This window comes from Acidovorax sp. FHTAMBA (genome assembly GCF_038958875.1).
Taxonomy (GTDB): Bacteria; Pseudomonadota; Gammaproteobacteria; order Burkholderiales; family Burkholderiaceae_C; genus Acidovorax.
Map to the genome: position 1 here is coordinate 44,077 of NZ_CP152407.1, position 17,192 is coordinate 61,268.

The window sequence follows — 17,192 nt, forward strand, 5'->3', positions numbered from 1 at the left end:
GGCACCAGCGGGTAATGCCCGGCGCCGCGCGAGGTGTAACGCAATGTAGGCGGGTGTGGGCCGTGGGGTTTTGACGCAGGTCAATCGGGCGGTGGCCGCGGGCAGCGACCCCTGCCGGTCTGCTGTGCCATGGCAGGCCAGGGCGGGCTGGAGAATAATGGGCCACCCCATTTCCGGAGCACCCTGCATGCACTCGATCACCTTGCGCTTTCTGGCGTCTGACAGCAGCCTTTTGCAGGCGGGCCGGGTGCCCGGCGGCGCCGTGCTGCGCTGGGTGGACGATGCGGGCCATGCGTGCGCCAGCGCCTGGTGCAAAGGCGCGTGCATCACCGAGTTCGTGGGCGGCGCCGACTTTGTCCGCCCCATCCGGCCCGGTGACCTGGTGGAAGTGCATGCGCGCCTGACCCACACCACCGCCGCCAGCATGAACCTGGCCGTGGAGGTGCGCAGCGCGGCCATCCACGGCGAACCGCTGCAGGATGTGGTGCATTGCGTGGCGGTCTACACCGCCGTGGACGCCGACGGCGCTCCCCGCGACATTGACCGGTGGACACCGGAGACCCCTGGCGATATTGCGCTGGCCCAGCGTGCGCAGGCGCACATCGACGCTGCGCGCGCCGCCCAATGACAGCGCAGGTGCAAGGGCCTGCCGCAGGCGCCCTGCGTGCGCGCGACCTGCTCGCCGCGCTGGCGGTGGTGATCCTCTGGGGTGTGAACTTTGTGGCCATGAAGTGGGGGCTGCGCAGCTTCAGCCCCTTTCAGCTGGGTGCCGCACGCTACCTGTGCGCCGCCTTGCCACTGGTACTGCTGGTGCGCCCGCCGCGTGTGCACTGGCGCTGGGTGCTGATGTTCGGGCTGTTCCAGGGCGTGGGGCAGTTCGGTTTTCTGTTCATCGGCCTGCAGGTGGGCATGACGGCGGGGCTGGCCAGCGTGCTGCTGCAGACCCAGGTGTTCTTCACCGCGCTGTTTGGCTTTGCCATGCTGCGCGAGCGGCCCGGTCCGCCCCTGCGCTGGGGCCTGGCGCTGGCGGCGCTGGGGCTGGTGTGCTTTGCCATGAACTATGTGGGCCCCGGCTCTGGCGTGGGTGTGGCGGCCGCCACCACGGTGGGCGGCCTGCTGCTGACGCTGTGCGGTGCTGCCATGTGGGCGTCGTCCAACATCGTGGCGCGCCTGGCACAGCAGCAAAGCCCGGGGTATGACCCGCTGGCGTTTGTGATCTGGAGCAGCGCGGTGCCGGTGCTGCCGTTTGTGGCGCTGTCCGCCATGTTTGACCCCGACGCCGCACGCTGGCTGCAATGGCAGACGCTGGCGAACGTGCCCCTGCTCGCCTGGGGATCGGTGGCCTACCTGGGCTGGGTCGCTACCATCGTCGGTTATGGGCTGTGGACCAACCTGCTGCAGCGCTACCCCGCCAACCGCGTGGCGCCGTTCAGCCTGGGTGTGCCGGTGGTGGGGCTGACCACGGGCTGGCTGGTGCTGGGCGAAGGCGTGGCGCCCTGGCAGTGGGCAGGCATTGCGCTGGTGGTGGCGGCGCTGGCCTGCGTGGTGCTGGGGCCCAAAATACAAGCCAAAATAGCCTCCAGCGCTTGATGGATAAGCGCGATAAGCTATATTTTTAATAGCATTTCACTGAAGACGAACTGCGCTGTGCGAAGCGCACCCCCGTCCAGAAGCTGCGGCTGCTAGCGCGGGCGGGCCGCTTCGAGCACGGCGCGGGTGCGCTGGGCCTCGGTGCGGGCAGCGGCTGCAAAGTCATCGCCCTTGGATGCATACAGGATGGACCGCGACGAGTTCACGATGATGGGCCCGCCTTCGCGCAGCCCGGCGCGCACGGTGGCCGCAGCATCGCCGCCCTGGGCGCCTACACCGGGGATCAGGAGCGGCAACGTGGGCGCAATGCTGCGCACGCGTTCGATCTCCTGCGGGTAGGTGGCACCCACCACCAGGCCCAGCTGGCCGTTCTTGTTCCACGGGCCTTGCGCCAGGCGCGCCACGTGTTCGAACATCAGCGGCTGGCCGTCAACGCTGGCCAGGCGCTGGGTCTGCAGGTCGTCGCCGCCCGGGTTGGAGGTGCGGCACAGCAGAAAAGCGCCCTTGCCGTGGTAGGCCAGGTAGGGCTCGATGGAGTCAAAACCCATGAAGGGCGACAGCGTGACCGCGTCAGCGCCGTAGCGCTCGAAGGCCTCCTTGGCGTATTGCTCGGCCGTGGAGCCGATGTCGCCACGCTTGGCATCCAGGATCACCGGCACGTGCGGTGCGTTGGCGCGCATGTGCTGCATCAGGCGCTCGAGCTGGTCTTCGGCGCCGTGGGCAGCAAAGTAGGCGATCTGCGGCTTGAAGGCACACACCAGGTCGGCTGTGGCGTCCACGATGGCAGCGCAAAAATCGTAGATCTTGTGCGCATCGCCCTGCATCCCCGCCGGGAAGCGCGTGGGCTCCGGGTCTAGGCCCACGCACAGCAGGGAGTTGTTTTGCGCCGTGGCGTCGCGCAGCATGTCGGTGAAAGTCATGGCGGCGATTTTAGGTGCGTCGGCACCGGCCGCCGCAGACAGCCGGCCTGGCCAGCGGGCCGCGACCGTGAAGCATTCGCCGCAGCCATTGAAAAAGGCCGTCGAAACGGCCTTTTCTTTCTATTTGATGCGCAGGGGCAAAGCTGGCTCGCCCCTTATGCCCCGGATTAACGCTGAACAGCCAGCAGGCGCTGCACATCCCGGTCATTGGGAAGTGCGTAGTCGTAACCACGGATGATGCGTGTGTCCTCGGTGCGCACAAGCTTGAGGCTCACGTAGGTGTAGTTGGCAGCGGCCGAATACGTTCCCACCAGCACCATCGAGGCATTGTGGTTGCGTGCAATGTCCTTGAGTTCGCGGGACAGGAGCAGCTCCCCCGTACCTTCACGCACAAACACGTCGCCGCGCAGCTTGATTTCCTTCACGTTGAAACCGCTGGTGGCCATGTGTGACGCGTACTGCTCCGACAGCGTGCGACCCAGGGGGGCCGAGCGGCTCAGATCGTTCACGTTGACGATCGTGGCAACAAGCACCGGGCCACCGCCCGCTGCGGCGACATCAAAGCCTGTCGTCAGCTTGTTCACCGCGTCGCGGCTGCTGGTCAGAAACTGGCTGCTCGCGGCTTCCTGGTAGGTGGGCTCTGTGCGGACAGGCGCGCCGTTGGTGGCGCAACCGGCCAGCAAGGCTGCTGCGGCCAACGTGGTCAGGAGTGCTGCGGATTTCATTGCGAAACTACCTTCATGTTGACGTTCTTGTAGTACGAGGGACGCAGGAACAGCGGCGTATCCGCATTCTCCAGGTAGTACACATCGGTCTTGCGCGCCACATACTGGCCGCCGCGGGTCACGGTCGTGGTCAGGATCAGCTCGGTGTTGGTCGGGCCACCCGAGTTGATGCTGGCACCGTAGTCGGCCAACGAGGCGAGGCCCAACGTGGCCAGCAACTGGGCATCCAGGTGCTCATGGCGCAGACCGTAGGCCGCCATCAGGCCTGCTGCGATCATCGTGAACTGGCCGGGAATGAAATGGGGGCGCGCGCTGTTGTGACGAACCAGCTGCGTGTTGTAGGTCACATTGAGCGTCTGACCAGGATCCTGCAGCACGGGGGCACCGTTTTGCACGAGCTTGGTGATCAGGAAATCGCGGAACGCGAGGTCAAAAGCGCTGGGATTGGGGGGCAACGCGACGTGCAGCTGTGTGCCCGAGGGCATGCCAGCCTTGTCCAGCGTGCTCAGCGTCTGGGCCACCACGTCGTTGGAGACGAGTTCCCAGTGGCCTGCAGAGCGCACCTTGGGTTGCACGGTCAGCTCAAAATTCTCCGCTAGGGGAATCGGCGAACGATAAGCACATCCCGCCAAAGTAGCCACAGCGCCAGCGATCACCGCCAAGCTGACTGACTTTGAAAATTTCATGATTCCCTCCTACGGACTTTGAGAGGCGCGGACATAAACGGATACATCCCACGCGATTGAAAAATAATTCTGGGCGCGATACTCAACAAAAACAAGAAAAAAATGAGGTAACTGCGCCCAGACACTCGCGATTCGTTGTTTTTGGTCACAGTTTGGCGCGGCCGCTTACGACACTGGCGCATTTGATTGCACGCGGTTTCGTAACCGTCTTCACTTTTCAGTAACGGATCGTTTTTCCAGTATCTCGAAGGCAGGAAGCGTTTTGCCTTCAAGCACTTCCAGAAAAGCGCCGCCGCCGGTAGAGATATATCCCACCTGCTTCTCGATGCCGTACTTGGCGATGGCGGCCAGCGTGTCGCCACCGCCCGCAATGCTGAAGGCAGGGGATTCGGCAATCGCCTTGGCCAGTTCGCGGGTGCCGTTTTCAAACGCCGCAAATTCAAACACGCCCACTGGGCCGTTCCAGACGATGGTGCCCGCGGACTTGAGCTGGGTGGCGAGCCGGGCCGCGGTTTCCGGGCCGATGTCCAGGATCAGGTCGTCCTCGGCCACGTCCGTGGCCGCCTTGACGGTGGCGGGCGCGTCCGCGGAAAACGCCTTGGCGGTGACCACGTCGGTGGGGATCGGCACCTCGGCGCCGCGCGCCTTCATGGCAGCGATCACGGAGCGGGCTTCATCCAGCAGGTCCGGCTCGGCCAGGCTCTTGCCGATGGGCAGGCCGGCGGCCAGCATGAAGGTGTTGGCGATGCCGCCGCCCACAATGAGCTGGTCCACCTTGTCGGCCAGGCTCTTCAAGATGGTGAGCTTGGTCGACACCTTGGAGCCTGCCACGATGGCCGCCAGCGGCCGCTGGGGATGGGCCAGGGCCTTGGTCAGTGCGTCGATCTCGGCCGACAGCAGCGGGCCGGCACATGCGATGGGGGCGAACTGCGCAATGCCATAGGTTGTGCCTTCGGCACGGTGGGCGGTGCCAAAGGCATCGTTCACGAAGATGTCGCACAGGGCGGCCATCTTGCGGGCCAGGTCTTCCTTGTTCTTTTTCTCGCCCACGTTCAGGCGGCAGTTCTCCAGCAGCACGACCTGACCAGGGGCAACCGTCACGCCATCGACCCAGTTTGCGACTAGGGGAACATCACGGCCCAGCAGCTCGGCCAGGCGTGCGGCCACGGGGGCCAGCGAGTCTTCGGGCTTGAACTCGCCTTCGGTCGGGCGGCCCAGGTGGCTGGTCACCATGACGGCCGCTCCGGCATCCAGCGCCATGCGGATGCAGGGGATCGATGCGCGGATGCGGGTGTCTTCGGTGATGCGGCCGGCATCGTCCTGGGGAACGTTCAGGTCGGCACGGATGAAAACGCGCTGGCCTTGGGCCTTGCCCTGGGCGCACAGATCGGAAAAGCGGAGGATGTTCATGGGGAAGGCTTCCTGGAGAGGCTCGTGAATCAGGGCCGCCATTTTAGGCGGCGCCCCGGGCGTCCCCGCTGCGGTGAAGCGCCCTACCAGCCCCAGCCAATGTGCAGCGGCAGGTACACCGCCATGCCGACGACGATGGTGCCCAGGATGCCGCGCCGCCAGAAGTAATACGCAGTGGCGCACAGGACCGCGGGGATCCGCGCGTCCATGAAGGTGCCGATGAGCTCGCCCTGCGTCATCAGGATCTCGGGCGCGATCACGGCCGTCAGGGCGGCCAGCGGCGCGTACTTGAGCCCACGCTTGAGCCAGTCTGGCAGGGGCAATTCACGCTCCGGGAGCATGAAGAACGAGCGCGAAACCACGGTGATGACGGCCAGGCCCAGGATGGCGATGGCGGATTCGAGCCAGGCGCCGTTCATGGATGGCGCTCCTCGCGCAGCGGCACCACATCGCCCGCCTCCACCTGCTCGCGCTCTTCGGGCGGCAGCACGCTGTCTGCCGGCAGCAGGACCAGCGCAGGCTTGTGGCGGCGGCGGTCCGCCGCCTCCATCAACAGGCCCGCTGCCACCGCTGCCGCAATGGCGACCAGGATGTTGAGCTTGAGCGGCAATGCAAACGCTGCAATGGCCGCTGTGGCAGCCACCCCGGTGGCCAGCCATGTCGCGCGATCAAACAGCAGTGACAGGAGCACGCCCAGCAACGCCAGCACCCCCGCAAAGCCCAGTCCCCACGACAAGGGGACGGCGTTGGCCAGCAGGATTCCGGCAATCGACGGCACCTGCCAGGCCAGCCAGTTGGTGCTGGCAGCGCCCCAGAAGTACGGCACCTGCTCGGGCTGAGGGCGGGGCTCAGGGAAGCGCTTCATGAAGGCGACATAGATCACATCGCCACTGAAATAGCCCACTGCCAGACGCTGGCGCAGCGGCAAATGCGCAAAGTAGCTGCGCCACATGCTGCTGAAAATCACAAAGCGCAGGTTCACACAACTGGCTGTCAGCCAGATGACCCACAGCGGCGCCCCCACCGCCATCAGCGGAATTACCGCCAGCTGGGCACTGCCCGCGTACACCACCAGCGACATGAAAAGCGCCATGCCCACCGGCATTCCGCTCTTGACCATGGCCACACCGGTGACCAGACCCCAGGCAGCAATACCCAGCGAGGTGCCGGCCATGTCCGTGGCGGCCAGACGGAAATCGGGGTGGCGCAGCGTGCTGCTGACAGCGGCCCTGCGGCTCATGCCGACGTCTTTGCGCGGGATGCTGCAGTGCCCAGCTCCACACCAGGCTGCAGATCAAAGCCCCGCAAAAATTCCGCCGCGGCCAACCGTTTGCCACCGGCGCGCTGCAAGGTTGTCAGGTGCAACGCCCCCACGCCGCAAGCGACGGTCACGCCCCGACTGCTTACAGACAAAATACGGCCGTAGCGCTTGTCTGTATTGGATAGTTCGCTATCAATTTCGCACCCCCACACCTTGATGGTTTCGCCGCCGCAGTCGGTGCTGGCCCCAGGGAAGGGATCGAACGCCCGGATGCGCCGGGCGATGGCCGTGGCAGGCATCGACCAGTCAATGGTGCTTTCCACTTTTTCGATCTTGTGCGCATAGGTAATGCCTTCGGCCGGTTGCGGCACGGGGGTGAGTCCGCCGCAGGCGGCCAGCTCCAGCGCTTCCACAATCAGCCGCCCCCCCAGCGCGGCCAGCCGGTCGTGCAATGAGGCGGTGGTATCTGCGGGCGAAATGACCAGCCGCTCCATCAGGAGCATGGCGCCTGTGTCCAGGCCCGCGTCCATCTGCATGATGGTGACGCCGGTTTCCGGATCGCCGGCCTCGATGGCGCGGTGGATCGGCGCCGCACCGCGCCAGCGCGGCAGCAAGCTGGCGTGGATGTTCAGACACCCTCTGGCCGGCAGGTCCAGCACCCACTGCGGCAAGATCAGCCCATAAGCGGCCACGACCATCACATCGGCCTCCGCAGCCACAAGCGCTTCACGCGCCGCTGCAGCGTCTTGGGGGTATTTGCCATCCAGACGCAGGCTCCGTGGCTGGACAACGGAAATCGCATGCTCCTGGGCCAGCTGCTTGACCGGCGACGCCTGCAACTTCATGCCGCGGCCGGCTGGGCGGTCGGGCTGCGTCAGTACAAGGGGTACGTCAAAGCCTGCGACCAGCAGGTCGCGCAGCGCCACACGGGCAAATTCGGGGGTTCCGGCAAATGCGACGCGCAAGCGGCCACGGCCGCCGCTGGCAGCGGCGCCCTCGGCGTCAGCGATAGCGGCCATCGCTGCGGTCCGTGTCGTCCAGGATTTCCGTGCGCACCACGGCGCCAGCGGTACCAAAATGCAGGACGGCCACGCGCAGATATTGGTTGTCCAGGAACCGATAGGCCCAGCGGGCAGGCTCGGCCCGCTCGACCTGGTCGCGGCCCGCGGGCAACCCAAAGGTACGCTGCACCTCGGCGCGGTGCCAGCCTTCCTTGCCCGCAGCCTCGAAACGCTCGCGCGTGCGTGTCTGCTCGGTGCGGACCAGCCGGTCATTGGCGTCGAAGTCAAACACGTCGGTGCGGTTGGCAACGGGTTCGTTGGTATAGATCAGGCGTCGGCCACCGTCCGGCACGTCATACAGGCCGCGCGGCGTGCCCCAGCGGGCCAGCACAGCGTCGCGGGTTTCGCCTACTTGCGGCATGCGGGCCGCGCCCAGGTTGAGGCTGCCGCCGCCAGCGCAGCCGGCCAGCACGGCGCCCGCCACCAGCACCGCCGCTGCATGCCGCATCGCGGGGCGCGTCATGCGCGGGCTCCGCGTTCGCGCTGCTGCTGCTTGACCATCTTGGTCTTGATGCGGTTGCGCTTGAGGGGGGAGAGATATTCCACAAACACCTTGCCCCTCAGGTGGTCCATCTCGTGCTGGATGCACACCGCCAGCAGGCCGTCGGCCTCGATAACACGGGACTGCCCCTGGGCGTCCAGCGCCCGCACATGCACGGCGTCAAAACGCTCCACCCCGTCGTAAATGCCGGGTACGGAGAGGCAGCCCTCGTCGTTGACGTGCTTTTCGGCACTGGTCCAGACGAGTTCGGGATTGATCAGCACAAGGGGTTGGTCGCGTTCTTCGGACACATCGATCACCACCAGCCGTTCGTGCACGTCGACCTGGGTTGCAGCCAGGCCAATGCCGTGCGCGTCGTACATCGTGGCCAACATGTCAGAAACGAGCGCCCGAATGCGGTCATCCACCGCCTCGACGGGGCGGGCGACCTTGTGGAGCCGGGGGTCCGGGTAACAGAGAATGGGAAGGATTGCCATGGAAGCAGGTAATAGATGTCGCTATTTTCGCCACTTTTAGGGCCGGCCGCCGTGCCGCCAGCCAATAATCGTTGCCGAATCAAGGGCTTGAGCAGAGAATCTAAGAAGGTTTGTAACGTATTTACTCGGTTCGCGTGAGCTCCGCACGCCGAGTTGCCAGCGAGGGGGCGTTTTCCAATGCACGAAAAAAGGAACAACATGTCAGCTTTTACCAGCGTGCGGCGAACCGCCCTGGGCGCGCTCACCATCATCGCTGGCGCGTTGCTGGTCTCACCAGCCCATTCCCAGAACTATCCCATCTCCAGCGGGCAGCGCGCAACAGCGCAGCAGGTGTCCGAACGCGGCATTCCCCTGTCTGAGCTGGCGCCCAATGCACCGGACACCTACACGGTACAACGCGGCGATACGCTGTGGGGCATCTCCGGCATTTATCTCAAGCGCCCTTGGCGCTGGCCAGAACTGTGGGGCATGAACCTCCAGACAATTTCCAACCCGCACCTGATCTATCCAGGGCAGACGCTTTATCTGGACAAGGACGGCAGCTACGCAAGGCTGCGCACCACGCCCCCGGGCATGCAGTCGTCCGAGCCTCAGACCGTGCGCGTCTCCCCCCGCACGCGCAGCGACAGTCTGGCGAACACGGCCATCCCCACCCTCAAGCCGCATCTGATCGAACCGTTCCTGGTGGAGCCCCTGGTGGTGGATGCGGATGTGCTGCAACGCGCGCCCCGCATCGTTGCCACCACCGAAGAGCGCGTGCTGATGGCCAGCGGCGACCGCGCCTACGTCCGAGGGGATGCCTCAGCGCCTGTCCGCGCCGAGCCCGGTGAACCCCGTTACTTCCGTGTTTTCCGTGACGCCGTGGCGCTCAAGGATCCTGTCTCGGGTGAAATTCTCGGCTATGAAGCGCAATACCTCGGCAAGGCGGAACTGGTACGCGGGGAGTCTTTTGAGGACATTCCCAATGGCAAGGGTGGCGTGGTGTCCGAATACATCCCCGCCACGGTAGATCTCTCCGCCACCAAGGAAGAAATCCGTGCCGGCGACCGTATCCTGCCTGCACCTGCCCGCGTCTTTACCAGCTATACACCCCGGGCACCCCACATCGACGTGGAAGCGCGGGTCGTATCCATCTATGGCAGTTTCTCTGCGGCCTACGCCGCACAGAATCAGGTTGTTGCCATCAATATGGGCGCGCAGGACGGCATCGAGCCCGGCCACGTGCTTTCGCTGCTCACCAAGGGTGACCGCATCAAGGACACGACGGACAGCGCAAAAGCCGTGATCAAACTTCCTAGCGAAAGCAACGGTACTGCGATGGTGTTTCGTACCTTTGACCGCGTGTCTTACGCCCTGCTGCTGGAGATTCGCAGCGGCGTGCGCGTGGGCGACCGACTGGTGAACCCGGATTGAACCTGTCGTCCCAGCTGCAGCGTTGAATTTGCACCGCGCGGTGCGGTGCATGGCGCGAAAACCTGTGGCTTGACCTGCTGAATCCACGATGGACCGCGATGAGTTGGCAGCGTGGCTGCGCCTGAGCCTGACCGAGGGGGTGGGGAATGGCGCCGCTCGCCGCCTGCTGGCACGTTTCGGGATGCCACAGACCATCTTCCTGCAAGGTGAACACGCCCTGCAGGAATGCGTCACGCCGCTCCAGGCCCGCGCACTGCGCGCCCAGCCCGCCGCATGGGAGACCCTGGTGGACACCACCTGGCAGTGGCTGGAGGGTGCTGAGCCGTCCGGACCAGCCCGGGCAGTGGTCACGCTCGGCGACACCCGGTACCCGCAGCCGCTGCTGGACACCGAGGACCCACCGCTGCTGATGTATGTCATGGGCCCTGCCCGGCTTGTTGCGCAGGCCCCGTTTTCTGGCCAACGGTGCCTCGCCGTGGTCGGAAGCCGCAACCCCACCGCTCAGGGCGCGGAGAGCGCGCGCCTTTTAGCAAGATCGCTGCGCTCGGCAGGACTCACCATCGTCTCGGGGCTCGCTCTGGGCGTGGACGCTGCTGCGCACGAGGGGGCACTGGAAGGCGGTGCCGACGTTTCGTCGCAGGACAGCCCCGACACCATTGCCGTGGTGGGCACCGGGCTGGATCGCGTCTATCCCCGCAAGAACCTCGATCTCGCACACCGCATCGCCAGCCACGGCCTGCTGGTCAGTGAATATCCTCTGGGTACACCGCCACTGGCGGGCAACTTTCCCAAACGCAATCGCATCATCTCCGGTCTTTCCCAAGGCACCCTTGTGGTGGAAGCGGCGTTGGCGTCCGGATCCCTGATCACCGCCCGCATGGCCGCCGAACAAGGCCGCGAAGTGTTTGCAATCCCCGGCTCCATCCATGCGCCCCAATCACGGGGTTGCCACGCACTCATCCGGCAAGGAGCCAAACTGGTGGAGTCTGCACAGGACGTGCTGGAGGAGCTGCGCCTGCCGCCTGCGCCAGCGCCGCTGGCGCCTTCCGCGGCCGACGGCGCGCAGCCGCACCACAGCAGTAGTAGTGCGGCACAACACCCCCCGGAAACGCCACTGCTGCAGGCGCTCGGGTTCGATCCGATGGGGGTTGATGCGCTGGTCGCCCGCACGGGTATCGATGCGGCGTCGCTGCAGGTTGAACTGCTGGAGCTGGAACTGGCCGGCCACGTGGCCCGTTTGCCCGGAGGGCTGTACCAGCGACTCGGGCGGGCCTGATACGGCGAAGGTTCCCTGCAGTCAGGCAGAGACGCTGCCAAAGCAAACCGGTCGTTCGGCGGCCAGACCCGGGCGGCTCCCTAGTCGAGCAGGCGCTCGGGATTCGCATCCAGCTTGGCCAGGGCATCGCGCGTGGCGCGCAGGGTCAGCCCTTCCTCATCCTGTGCCACAAGCAAGCCGGCTTGCAGGTAGGCCGCCAGCCTGCGCAACTGGATCAGGTAGCTGCTGCCATCGACCGCAGCAAACAGGTGCAGCTGTTTGCGCTGGCTCTGCCACGCATACTGCACCTGGGCCGAAGCACCGTTGTGATCAAGGGTGTACCAGGTGCCAGGCTGCAGTTCCTGGGCCCACACCACCATGGCTTCGTCCACCGGGGCACCGTTGTCGGCAATCACATGGATCGACGAGGCATCAATGCCCAGCATCATTTCAATATTGTCGGCATTGAGCGGCATGTCGCCAAGGACCGCATCGCCGATGAAGTCCTCCAGATTGGCAAGCCGCTTGGCCATCGCATCAATGTGGGCTTGCGGAATCGATGCCGTTTTCGAGAGAAACGCGTCTGCCAACGTGTCTGTGAGCACCTTGATCTGCGCATCCTGGGGCGCACCGGTGACCCCCATCAGGACCAGGCCCTGGCGAAGGCGTTGCAGCAAGCTGGGAAGGTTCTGAATGACCTGCGCCCGATCGCTGCGGTTGGGCTTGGCACTGGCAGCCCAGACCAGATCGGCGGCCGTGCGCTTGAGCGAGATCGTGTCGGCATGCTGCGGGCCGTCACGCACGGCCGACATGGCCAGCACCTCGGCCCAGGTCTTGAAAAGAAACTCCCGGATCTCGTCCCGCACCGGCATGTCGCGCAGCATGGTGCGAAGCTCGATCGTGTACTGGATGGCCAGTGTCTCCTTCTGCTCCACCTGCTGGGCCACAGAGACAAGGCGCGACGTGGCCTGTTTCTCGGTGAGGAACTTGGCGAGGAATTTCTCGAACTCGTCATACACCAGCTGGAACACCCGGCGACCGGTTTCGGGATACTGCTCGATCACCTGCACCACACGGCGGATTTCGGCTTCCAGCGCGCTGCCATTGATGCTGGTGGCGTCAAAACCCATGACACATGCGCCCATGCGGTCGATCAGCTGACGCGCGGGGTGGTTGAGGTTGCTGAAGAACTCCGGTTCTGCCAGTGCCACGCGCAGAACCGGCACCTGCAGCCGCGCAAACCACACGCGCACTGCGGGCGGGATGCGGTCTTCCGCCAGGATGCTCTGGAACATCAGCGCCACCACTTCGATGATGGCTTTTTCCCCGGCGGTGGCGGCCTTTTTCTTGAGTTCGGTCGAGCGTTCGCGCACGACGCCTGCCAACTGCACCACGGCCGCAGGGCTGTAGTCTTCCATCAACGTGGCAACGCCGCTGTAGTAGGTGTCCGCGTGCACACGGTGCGCGGTGAGGGCATGGGCCAGCGCCGCCGAAGCCGGCGGGGCATTGACCATGTCGAACCCGGTGGCAGGCTGGGTCAGCAGCCTGCGCAATTGCCCCATGACCCCATGGGCACGCTGGCGGGCGCGCGCCAGCGGGGTCATGCCCGTGGCGAATGCAGTGGGCATGCCATGGTGCGGGTAGCCCGGTGGCGGCACCCGCGGCGGGTTCGGGTACATGGGGCGTCCACCACCCTGCGGCGGCATACCCCCGCGTGCGGCCGCCATGGCCTCGCGGGTCTGGGCGAGGGCCTGGGAAGCCAGCCCGCCCGCGCCAGATTCGCTGCCGGCACCACTGCCGGTGACTGCCCCTCCGGCCGTGCGCCGTACGCGCGATTTCAGGTCCGCCTGGGGCGTTACGCCCTGCTCCACATAAAACACGTTGACGGCCTGGTACTGCTTCTGGAGGAGGTTGGCCAGTTCCCGCTGCAGCGGGTCCACCACGGTCTGCAGATCGGTGCGCGGCAAGCCCGCCTCCACCCACTGCTCCACCAGGAACAGGCATACCGCTTCGGGACGCAGGATGTCGGTGCTGTCCAGCTCCTGCCCTTCCAGCGATTGCGTGCGCTGGCGCAGCGTGTCGAACTGTGGGCTGACCTGTTCGCTCACCGTCAGGGCCATGCGGGAGGCAAGGATCTTGTTTTCCACCACATCGTCGCTCAGCAACTCGAACTGGGCGCCCGCACCGCCGGTTGCCAATGCACCGCGCGTGGTGCTGATGTGGGGTGCCAGGGCCTCGCGCCAGGCTTTGCCGGTGCGCTCGGTCCAGGCGGCATGGTGCTGCTGGTAAAGCATCCAGGCGTCGCGGCGCGACTGCATTTCACGGGCCGTGCCCGTCTGGGTCATGAGCGTCGTCAGGAAATCCTGGACGGTCTTGTCAAGGTCCGGCAGCCCGGCGCATATGCCCTCTACAAACCGCTGGCGCGCCTGGCGGGCCAGGCGGCGCTGCGGTACAGAAGGGGGCGTGGGCTGCATGTCCCGATATTAGCGGTTCAGACGGTGGCCCCGGCATGGGGATCGTTCGGATCCCCATCTTTTCGGGCAGGCTTGACAAGGTCCTCGCGCTTGACGCCCAGCCACATGGCAATGGCGGCCGCCACAAACACCGACGAATAGATGCCGAAGAGGATGCCGATGGTCAGCGCCAGCGCAAAGTAGTGGAGGCTGGGGCCACCGAAGAAGAACATCGACAGCACCATGGCCTCGGTGGAGGCATGGGTGATGATGGTGCGGCTCATCGTACTGGTGATGGCGTGGTCGATCACCTCCGCAGTGTTCATCTTGCGGTACTTCCTGAACGCCTCGCGGATCCGGTCGAAGATCACCACCGATTCGTTCACCGAGTACCCCAGCACCGCCAGCACACCCGCCAGCACGGCCAGGGAGAACTCCCACTGGAAGAAGGCAAAAAACCCCAGGATGATCACCACGTCGTGCAGGTTGGCAATCACCGCCGCAACGCCGAACTTCCACTCAAAACGCATGGCCAGGTAGATCACGATTCCCAGCACCACCATGCCCAGGGCCATCAGCCCGCCATGCACCAGTTCCTCGCCCACCTGGGGGCCGACGAACTCGGTGCGCCGCAGGGTGACTTCCGGATCCGCGGCCCGGAGGGCTTCCAGCACCAGTTCGCTCTGCTGTGCCGACGTAACACCCTTTTGCACGGGCAGGCGGATCATCACGTCCCGCGACGTGCCGAAGTTTTGCACGATGACATCCGAGTAACCCAGCCCGGACACCGTTTCACGCACCTTGCCGATATCGGCCGTCTGGGTGTATGCCACTTCCATCACGGTACCGCCGGTGAACTCCACGGAAAGGTGAAGACCCCGGGTGATCAGGAAAAAGACCGCCAGCGCAAAGGTGATGAAGGAGATCGCGTTGAGCACCAACGCGTACTTCATGAACGGAATGTCTTTTTTGATGCGAAAGAACTCCATGTTCTTGTTCCTTGTTTAGGGGTTCTTTGAGGTCAAGGCCGTGGCATCGGCCTCAGGCCTCCACACGGTACCGATGGACACCGTCTTGAGCTTCTTCTGGCGACCGTACCAGAGGTTCACCAGCCCGCGTGAGAAAAACACAGCAGAGAACATGCTGGTCAGAATGCCGATGCAGTGCACCACGGCAAAACCGCGCACCGGGCCCGAGCCGAAGGCCAGCAGCGCCAGGCCGGCAATCAGCGTCGTGACGTTGGAATCCAGAATGGTGGACCAGGCGCGCTCATAGCCTGTGTGGATGGCCGCCTGTGGCGACACGCCTGCGCGCAGTTCTTCACGAATGCGCTCGTTGATCAGCACGTTCGAGTCGATGGCAACCCCCAACGCCAGCGCCATGGCGGCAATGCCCGGCAGCGTGAGCGTGGCCTGAAGCATGGACAGCACGGAGATGAGCAACAGTACGTTGACCGCCAAAGCCACCGTAGAGAAAACGCCGAAAAGCGCATAGTAGATGCACATGAATGCCGCGATGGCCACCATGCCCCAGACAACGCTGTCGATGCCACGCTCGATGTTGTCCGCACCCAGGCTGGGGCCAATCGTGAATTCCTCGATGATTTCCATCGGCGCGGCCAGCGAGCCGGCGCGCAGCAGCAAGGCAGTGTCGTTGGCTTCTGCAGTGGTCATGCTGCCGGAGATCTGCACGCGGCCTCCGGCGATTTCCGTACGGATCACCGGCGCCGTCACCACCTCGCCCTTGCCCTTTTCGAACAGGATGATCGCCATGCGCTTGCCGACGTTCTCGCGCGTGATGTCGCGGAAGATGCGCGAGCCCTTGGCATCCAGCGTGAGGTTCACGGTGGGTTCCTGCGTCTGGCCGTCAAAGCCTGGCTGCGCATCGGTCAGGTTCTCGCCGGTCAGGATGACCTGCTTCTTCACGATGACTGCCTGGCCGGTACGCTCCAGATAGCGCTCGGAGCCAAACGGGACCGGGCCACGGCCCGTCTCGGCGGCGCGGGCTTCGGTGCCCTCGTCCACCAGGCGCACTTCCAGTGTGGCGGTGCGGCCCAGAATGCGCTTGGCCTGGGCGGTGTCCTGCACGCCGGGCAGCTGGACCACGATGCGGTCCAGGCCCTGCTGCTGGATCACGGGCTCGGCCACGCCCAGTTCGTTGATGCGGTTGTGCAGCGTCACCATGTTCTGCTTGAGCGCCTGGTCCTGCACCTGGCGGGTCGCCTCGGGCTTGATCGTGGCGCGCAGTTTGAACTCGGTGCCCTCGGGGCTGCTGGTGGTCTGCAGGTCGGCAAACTGGTCGGTGATGAGGTTGCGCACCGCCGTCAGCATGGCTTCGTCACGCACCCGGATGTCCACCGCCTGGCCGTCACGGCTGATGCCGCCATGGCGGATGTTCTTGTCGCGCAGCGCCGTGCGCAGGTCGCCGGCATAAGACTCCGCCTTTTTGGTCAGGGCGGCCTGCATGTCCACCTGCAGCATGAAGTGCACGCCGCCGCGCAGGTCCAGCCCCAGGTACATCGGGTTGGCGTGCAGGGCTTTGAGCCACAGGGGCGAGCGCGAGATCAGGTTCAGCGCCACCACGTACGAGGGATCGCTCTCATCCGGCACCAGGGCCTTCTGGATGGCGTCCTTGGCCTTGAGCTGGGTGTCGGGCGTATCAAAACGCGCACGCACCGAGCCGCCTTCCAGCGCGACAAAGTCGGCGTTGACGCCCGCGGCCTTGAGCGCATCCTCCACCCGCTGCTGCACTGCGGCATCCACCTTGACGGTGGCCTTGGCAGACGAAACCTGCACCGCAGGCGCCTCGCCAAAGAAGTTGGGCAAGGTGTACAGGATCCCCACCAGCAGCACGATCACCAGGATCGCGTATTTCCAGACCGGATATCGGTTCATGATCGCGCTCTTACCTCTCGGAAAGCTTCAAAGGGCGGCGTGCTCGCAAGCCGGCCGCCCCATTGGGTTCACTCAACTAGCCCCAGGGGCTGACTCTTGCTTATTTGACCGAGCCCTTGGGCAGCACCTGCACCACGGCGCTGCGCTGCAGCTGCACTTCCACGCCGCTGGCGATCTCGATGTGCAGGAAACCTTCGGACAGGCGCGTGACCTTGCCAACGATGCCGCCTGCAGTGGCCACTTCATCGCCCTTGGCGATGGCTTCGATCATGGCGCGGTGTTCCTTCTGGCGCTTCATCTGGGGGCGGATCATGACGAAGTACAGCACCACAAACATCAACACCAGGGGCAGCATGCCCGTGAGTGTGGACATCATGTTGCCGCCTTCGGCGGCGGCAGCGGGTGCGGTTTGGGCAAAAGCGGAAGAAATAAACACGGACGGGACTCCACAAACGGATGTTCAAAATTCACGGCACCCACCCCGGGCGCGCACGGGCGCCGTGTGCGGGGCGGAACAGGGCATTGTATGCGGCCCCCCGCCCTTTG

17 protein-coding genes are annotated in these 17,192 nt (G+C 64.9%); 4 read left to right on the plus strand and 13 right to left on the minus strand.

Annotated elements, in window-relative coordinates; all coding sequences use genetic code 11:
- Nucleotides 1-187: 187 nt before the first annotated feature.
- The gene (locus AAFF19_RS00195; protein ID WP_008903878.1) at nt 188-628 is read left to right on the plus strand and encodes a hotdog domain-containing protein; all 441 of its coding nucleotides are present in this window, start codon (nt 188-190) and stop codon (nt 626-628) included.
- The gene (locus tag AAFF19_RS00200; RefSeq protein WP_342721014.1) at nt 625-1,590 is read left to right on the plus strand and encodes an EamA family transporter; all 966 of its coding nucleotides are present in this window, start codon (nt 625-627) and stop codon (nt 1,588-1,590) included. The genes AAFF19_RS00195 and AAFF19_RS00200 overlap by 4 nt, the downstream gene beginning before the upstream one ends.
- 92 nt (nt 1,591-1,682) lie before the next feature.
- On the opposite strand, the gene pyrF is transcribed toward AAFF19_RS00200, so the two are convergent.
- The 9 genes from pyrF to def all read right to left on the minus strand — a co-directional run bounded on the left by pyrF (nt 1,683) and on the right by def (nt 8,631).
- A complete protein-coding gene (gene pyrF / locus AAFF19_RS00205) occupies nt 1,683-2,510 on the minus strand; it encodes an orotidine-5'-phosphate decarboxylase (RefSeq protein WP_008903876.1) in 828 nt (275 codons plus the stop codon).
- Nucleotides 2,511-2,677: 167 nt separating this feature from the next.
- Nucleotides 2,678-3,235 carry a FlgO family outer membrane protein gene (locus AAFF19_RS00210; protein WP_008903875.1) on the minus strand — a complete coding sequence of 186 codons (558 nt, stop codon included), beginning with the start codon at nt 3,233-3,235 and terminating at the stop codon, nt 2,678-2,680.
- A complete protein-coding gene (locus tag AAFF19_RS00215) occupies nt 3,232-3,921 on the minus strand; it encodes a hypothetical protein (RefSeq protein ID WP_342721015.1) in 690 nt (229 codons plus the stop codon). Before AAFF19_RS00215 ends, AAFF19_RS00210 begins: the two co-directional genes overlap by 4 nt.
- Before the next feature lie 210 nt (nt 3,922-4,131).
- Nucleotides 4,132-5,331 carry a phosphoglycerate kinase gene (locus AAFF19_RS00220; protein ID WP_342721016.1) on the minus strand — a complete coding sequence of 400 codons (1,200 nt, stop codon included), beginning with the start codon at nt 5,329-5,331 and terminating at the stop codon, nt 4,132-4,134.
- A gap of 83 nt (nt 5,332-5,414) precedes the next feature.
- Nucleotides 5,415-5,750: an AzlD domain-containing protein gene (locus AAFF19_RS00225; protein ID WP_008903872.1), complete on the minus strand. Its 336-nt coding sequence runs from the start codon at nt 5,748-5,750 to the stop codon at nt 5,415-5,417.
- On the minus strand, nt 5,747-6,571 hold the full coding sequence (locus AAFF19_RS00230; protein WP_342721017.1) for an AzlC family ABC transporter permease: 825 nt from the start codon (nt 6,569-6,571) through the stop codon (nt 5,747-5,749). Before AAFF19_RS00230 ends, AAFF19_RS00225 begins: the two co-directional genes overlap by 4 nt.
- Entirely contained in the window at nt 6,568-7,557 is a 990-nt protein-coding gene (fmt, locus tag AAFF19_RS00235) for a methionyl-tRNA formyltransferase (RefSeq protein ID WP_342721801.1), read from the minus strand. Before fmt ends, AAFF19_RS00230 begins: the two co-directional genes overlap by 4 nt.
- A gap of 37 nt (nt 7,558-7,594) precedes the next feature.
- Nucleotides 7,595-8,116: a hypothetical protein gene (locus tag AAFF19_RS00240; RefSeq protein ID WP_342721018.1), complete on the minus strand. Its 522-nt coding sequence runs from the start codon at nt 8,114-8,116 to the stop codon at nt 7,595-7,597.
- The gene (gene def, locus AAFF19_RS00245) at nt 8,113-8,631 is read right to left on the minus strand and encodes a peptide deformylase (RefSeq protein WP_342721019.1); all 519 of its coding nucleotides are present in this window, start codon (nt 8,629-8,631) and stop codon (nt 8,113-8,115) included. Before def ends, AAFF19_RS00240 begins: the two co-directional genes overlap by 4 nt.
- Before the next feature lie 198 nt (nt 8,632-8,829).
- Here def and AAFF19_RS00250 point away from each other — a divergent pair, with 198 nt between their 5' ends.
- Both AAFF19_RS00250 and dprA read left to right on the plus strand, forming a co-directional pair.
- A complete protein-coding gene (locus AAFF19_RS00250) occupies nt 8,830-10,044 on the plus strand; it encodes a LysM peptidoglycan-binding domain-containing protein (RefSeq protein ID WP_342721020.1) in 1,215 nt (404 codons plus the stop codon).
- A gap of 88 nt (nt 10,045-10,132) precedes the next feature.
- Complete coding sequence (gene dprA, locus AAFF19_RS00255; RefSeq protein ID WP_342721021.1) at nt 10,133-11,320, plus strand: DNA-processing protein DprA; 1,188 nt, start codon at nt 10,133-10,135, stop codon at nt 11,318-11,320.
- 80 nt (nt 11,321-11,400) lie between these two features.
- On the opposite strand, the gene AAFF19_RS00260 is transcribed toward dprA, so the two are convergent.
- The 4 genes from AAFF19_RS00260 to yajC form a co-directional block, all read right to left on the minus strand.
- Nucleotides 11,401-13,773 (minus strand): DUF1631 domain-containing protein, encoded by a 2,373-nt coding sequence (locus tag AAFF19_RS00260; RefSeq protein ID WP_342721022.1) that lies wholly within the window; start codon nt 13,771-13,773, stop codon nt 11,401-11,403.
- Nucleotides 13,774-13,790: 17 nt separating this feature from the next.
- On the minus strand, nt 13,791-14,741 hold the full coding sequence (gene secF, locus AAFF19_RS00265) for a protein translocase subunit SecF (protein ID WP_342721023.1): 951 nt from the start codon (nt 14,739-14,741) through the stop codon (nt 13,791-13,793).
- 15 nt (nt 14,742-14,756) lie between these two features.
- A complete protein-coding gene (gene secD / locus AAFF19_RS00270; protein ID WP_008903864.1) occupies nt 14,757-16,646 on the minus strand; it encodes a protein translocase subunit SecD in 1,890 nt (629 codons plus the stop codon).
- Nucleotides 16,647-16,746: 100 nt separating this feature from the next.
- Nucleotides 16,747-17,082 carry a preprotein translocase subunit YajC gene (gene yajC / locus AAFF19_RS00275; RefSeq protein ID WP_008903863.1) on the minus strand — a complete coding sequence of 112 codons (336 nt, stop codon included), beginning with the start codon at nt 17,080-17,082 and terminating at the stop codon, nt 16,747-16,749.
- Between the last annotated feature and the right edge of the window lie 110 nt (nt 17,083-17,192).

What these genes read in the sequence shown, in the direction of transcription:
- AAFF19_RS00195 (WP_008903878.1), top strand. Translation starts at nt 188, where the DNA reads ATGCACTCGATCACCTTGCGCTTTCTGGCGTCTGACAGCAGCCTTTTG.
- AAFF19_RS00200 (WP_342721014.1), top strand. Translation starts at nt 625, where the DNA reads ATGACAGCGCAGGTGCAAGGGCCTGCCGCAGGCGCCCTGCGTGCGCGC.
- pyrF (WP_008903876.1), bottom strand. Translation starts at nt 2,510, where the DNA reads ATGACTTTCACCGACATGCTGCGCGACGCCACGGCGCAAAACAACTCC.
- AAFF19_RS00210 (WP_008903875.1), bottom strand. Translation starts at nt 3,235, where the DNA reads ATGAAATCCGCAGCACTCCTGACCACGTTGGCCGCAGCAGCCTTGCTG.
- AAFF19_RS00215 (WP_342721015.1), bottom strand. Translation starts at nt 3,921, where the DNA reads ATGAAATTTTCAAAGTCAGTCAGCTTGGCGGTGATCGCTGGCGCTGTG.
- AAFF19_RS00220 (WP_342721016.1), bottom strand. Translation starts at nt 5,331, where the DNA reads ATGAACATCCTCCGCTTTTCCGATCTGTGCGCCCAGGGCAAGGCCCAA.
- AAFF19_RS00225 (WP_008903872.1), bottom strand. Translation starts at nt 5,750, where the DNA reads ATGAACGGCGCCTGGCTCGAATCCGCCATCGCCATCCTGGGCCTGGCC.
- AAFF19_RS00230 (WP_342721017.1), bottom strand. Translation starts at nt 6,571, where the DNA reads ATGAGCCGCAGGGCCGCTGTCAGCAGCACGCTGCGCCACCCCGATTTC.
- AAFF19_RS00240 (WP_342721018.1), bottom strand. Translation starts at nt 8,116, where the DNA reads ATGACGCGCCCCGCGATGCGGCATGCAGCGGCGGTGCTGGTGGCGGGC.
- def (WP_342721019.1), bottom strand. Translation starts at nt 8,631, where the DNA reads ATGGCAATCCTTCCCATTCTCTGTTACCCGGACCCCCGGCTCCACAAG.
- AAFF19_RS00250 (WP_342721020.1), top strand. Translation starts at nt 8,830, where the DNA reads ATGTCAGCTTTTACCAGCGTGCGGCGAACCGCCCTGGGCGCGCTCACC.
- dprA (WP_342721021.1), top strand. Translation starts at nt 10,133, where the DNA reads ATGGACCGCGATGAGTTGGCAGCGTGGCTGCGCCTGAGCCTGACCGAG.
- AAFF19_RS00260 (WP_342721022.1), bottom strand. Translation starts at nt 13,773, where the DNA reads ATGCAGCCCACGCCCCCTTCTGTACCGCAGCGCCGCCTGGCCCGCCAG.
- secF (WP_342721023.1), bottom strand. Translation starts at nt 14,741, where the DNA reads ATGGAGTTCTTTCGCATCAAAAAAGACATTCCGTTCATGAAGTACGCG.
- secD (WP_008903864.1), bottom strand. Translation starts at nt 16,646, where the DNA reads ATGAACCGATATCCGGTCTGGAAATACGCGATCCTGGTGATCGTGCTG.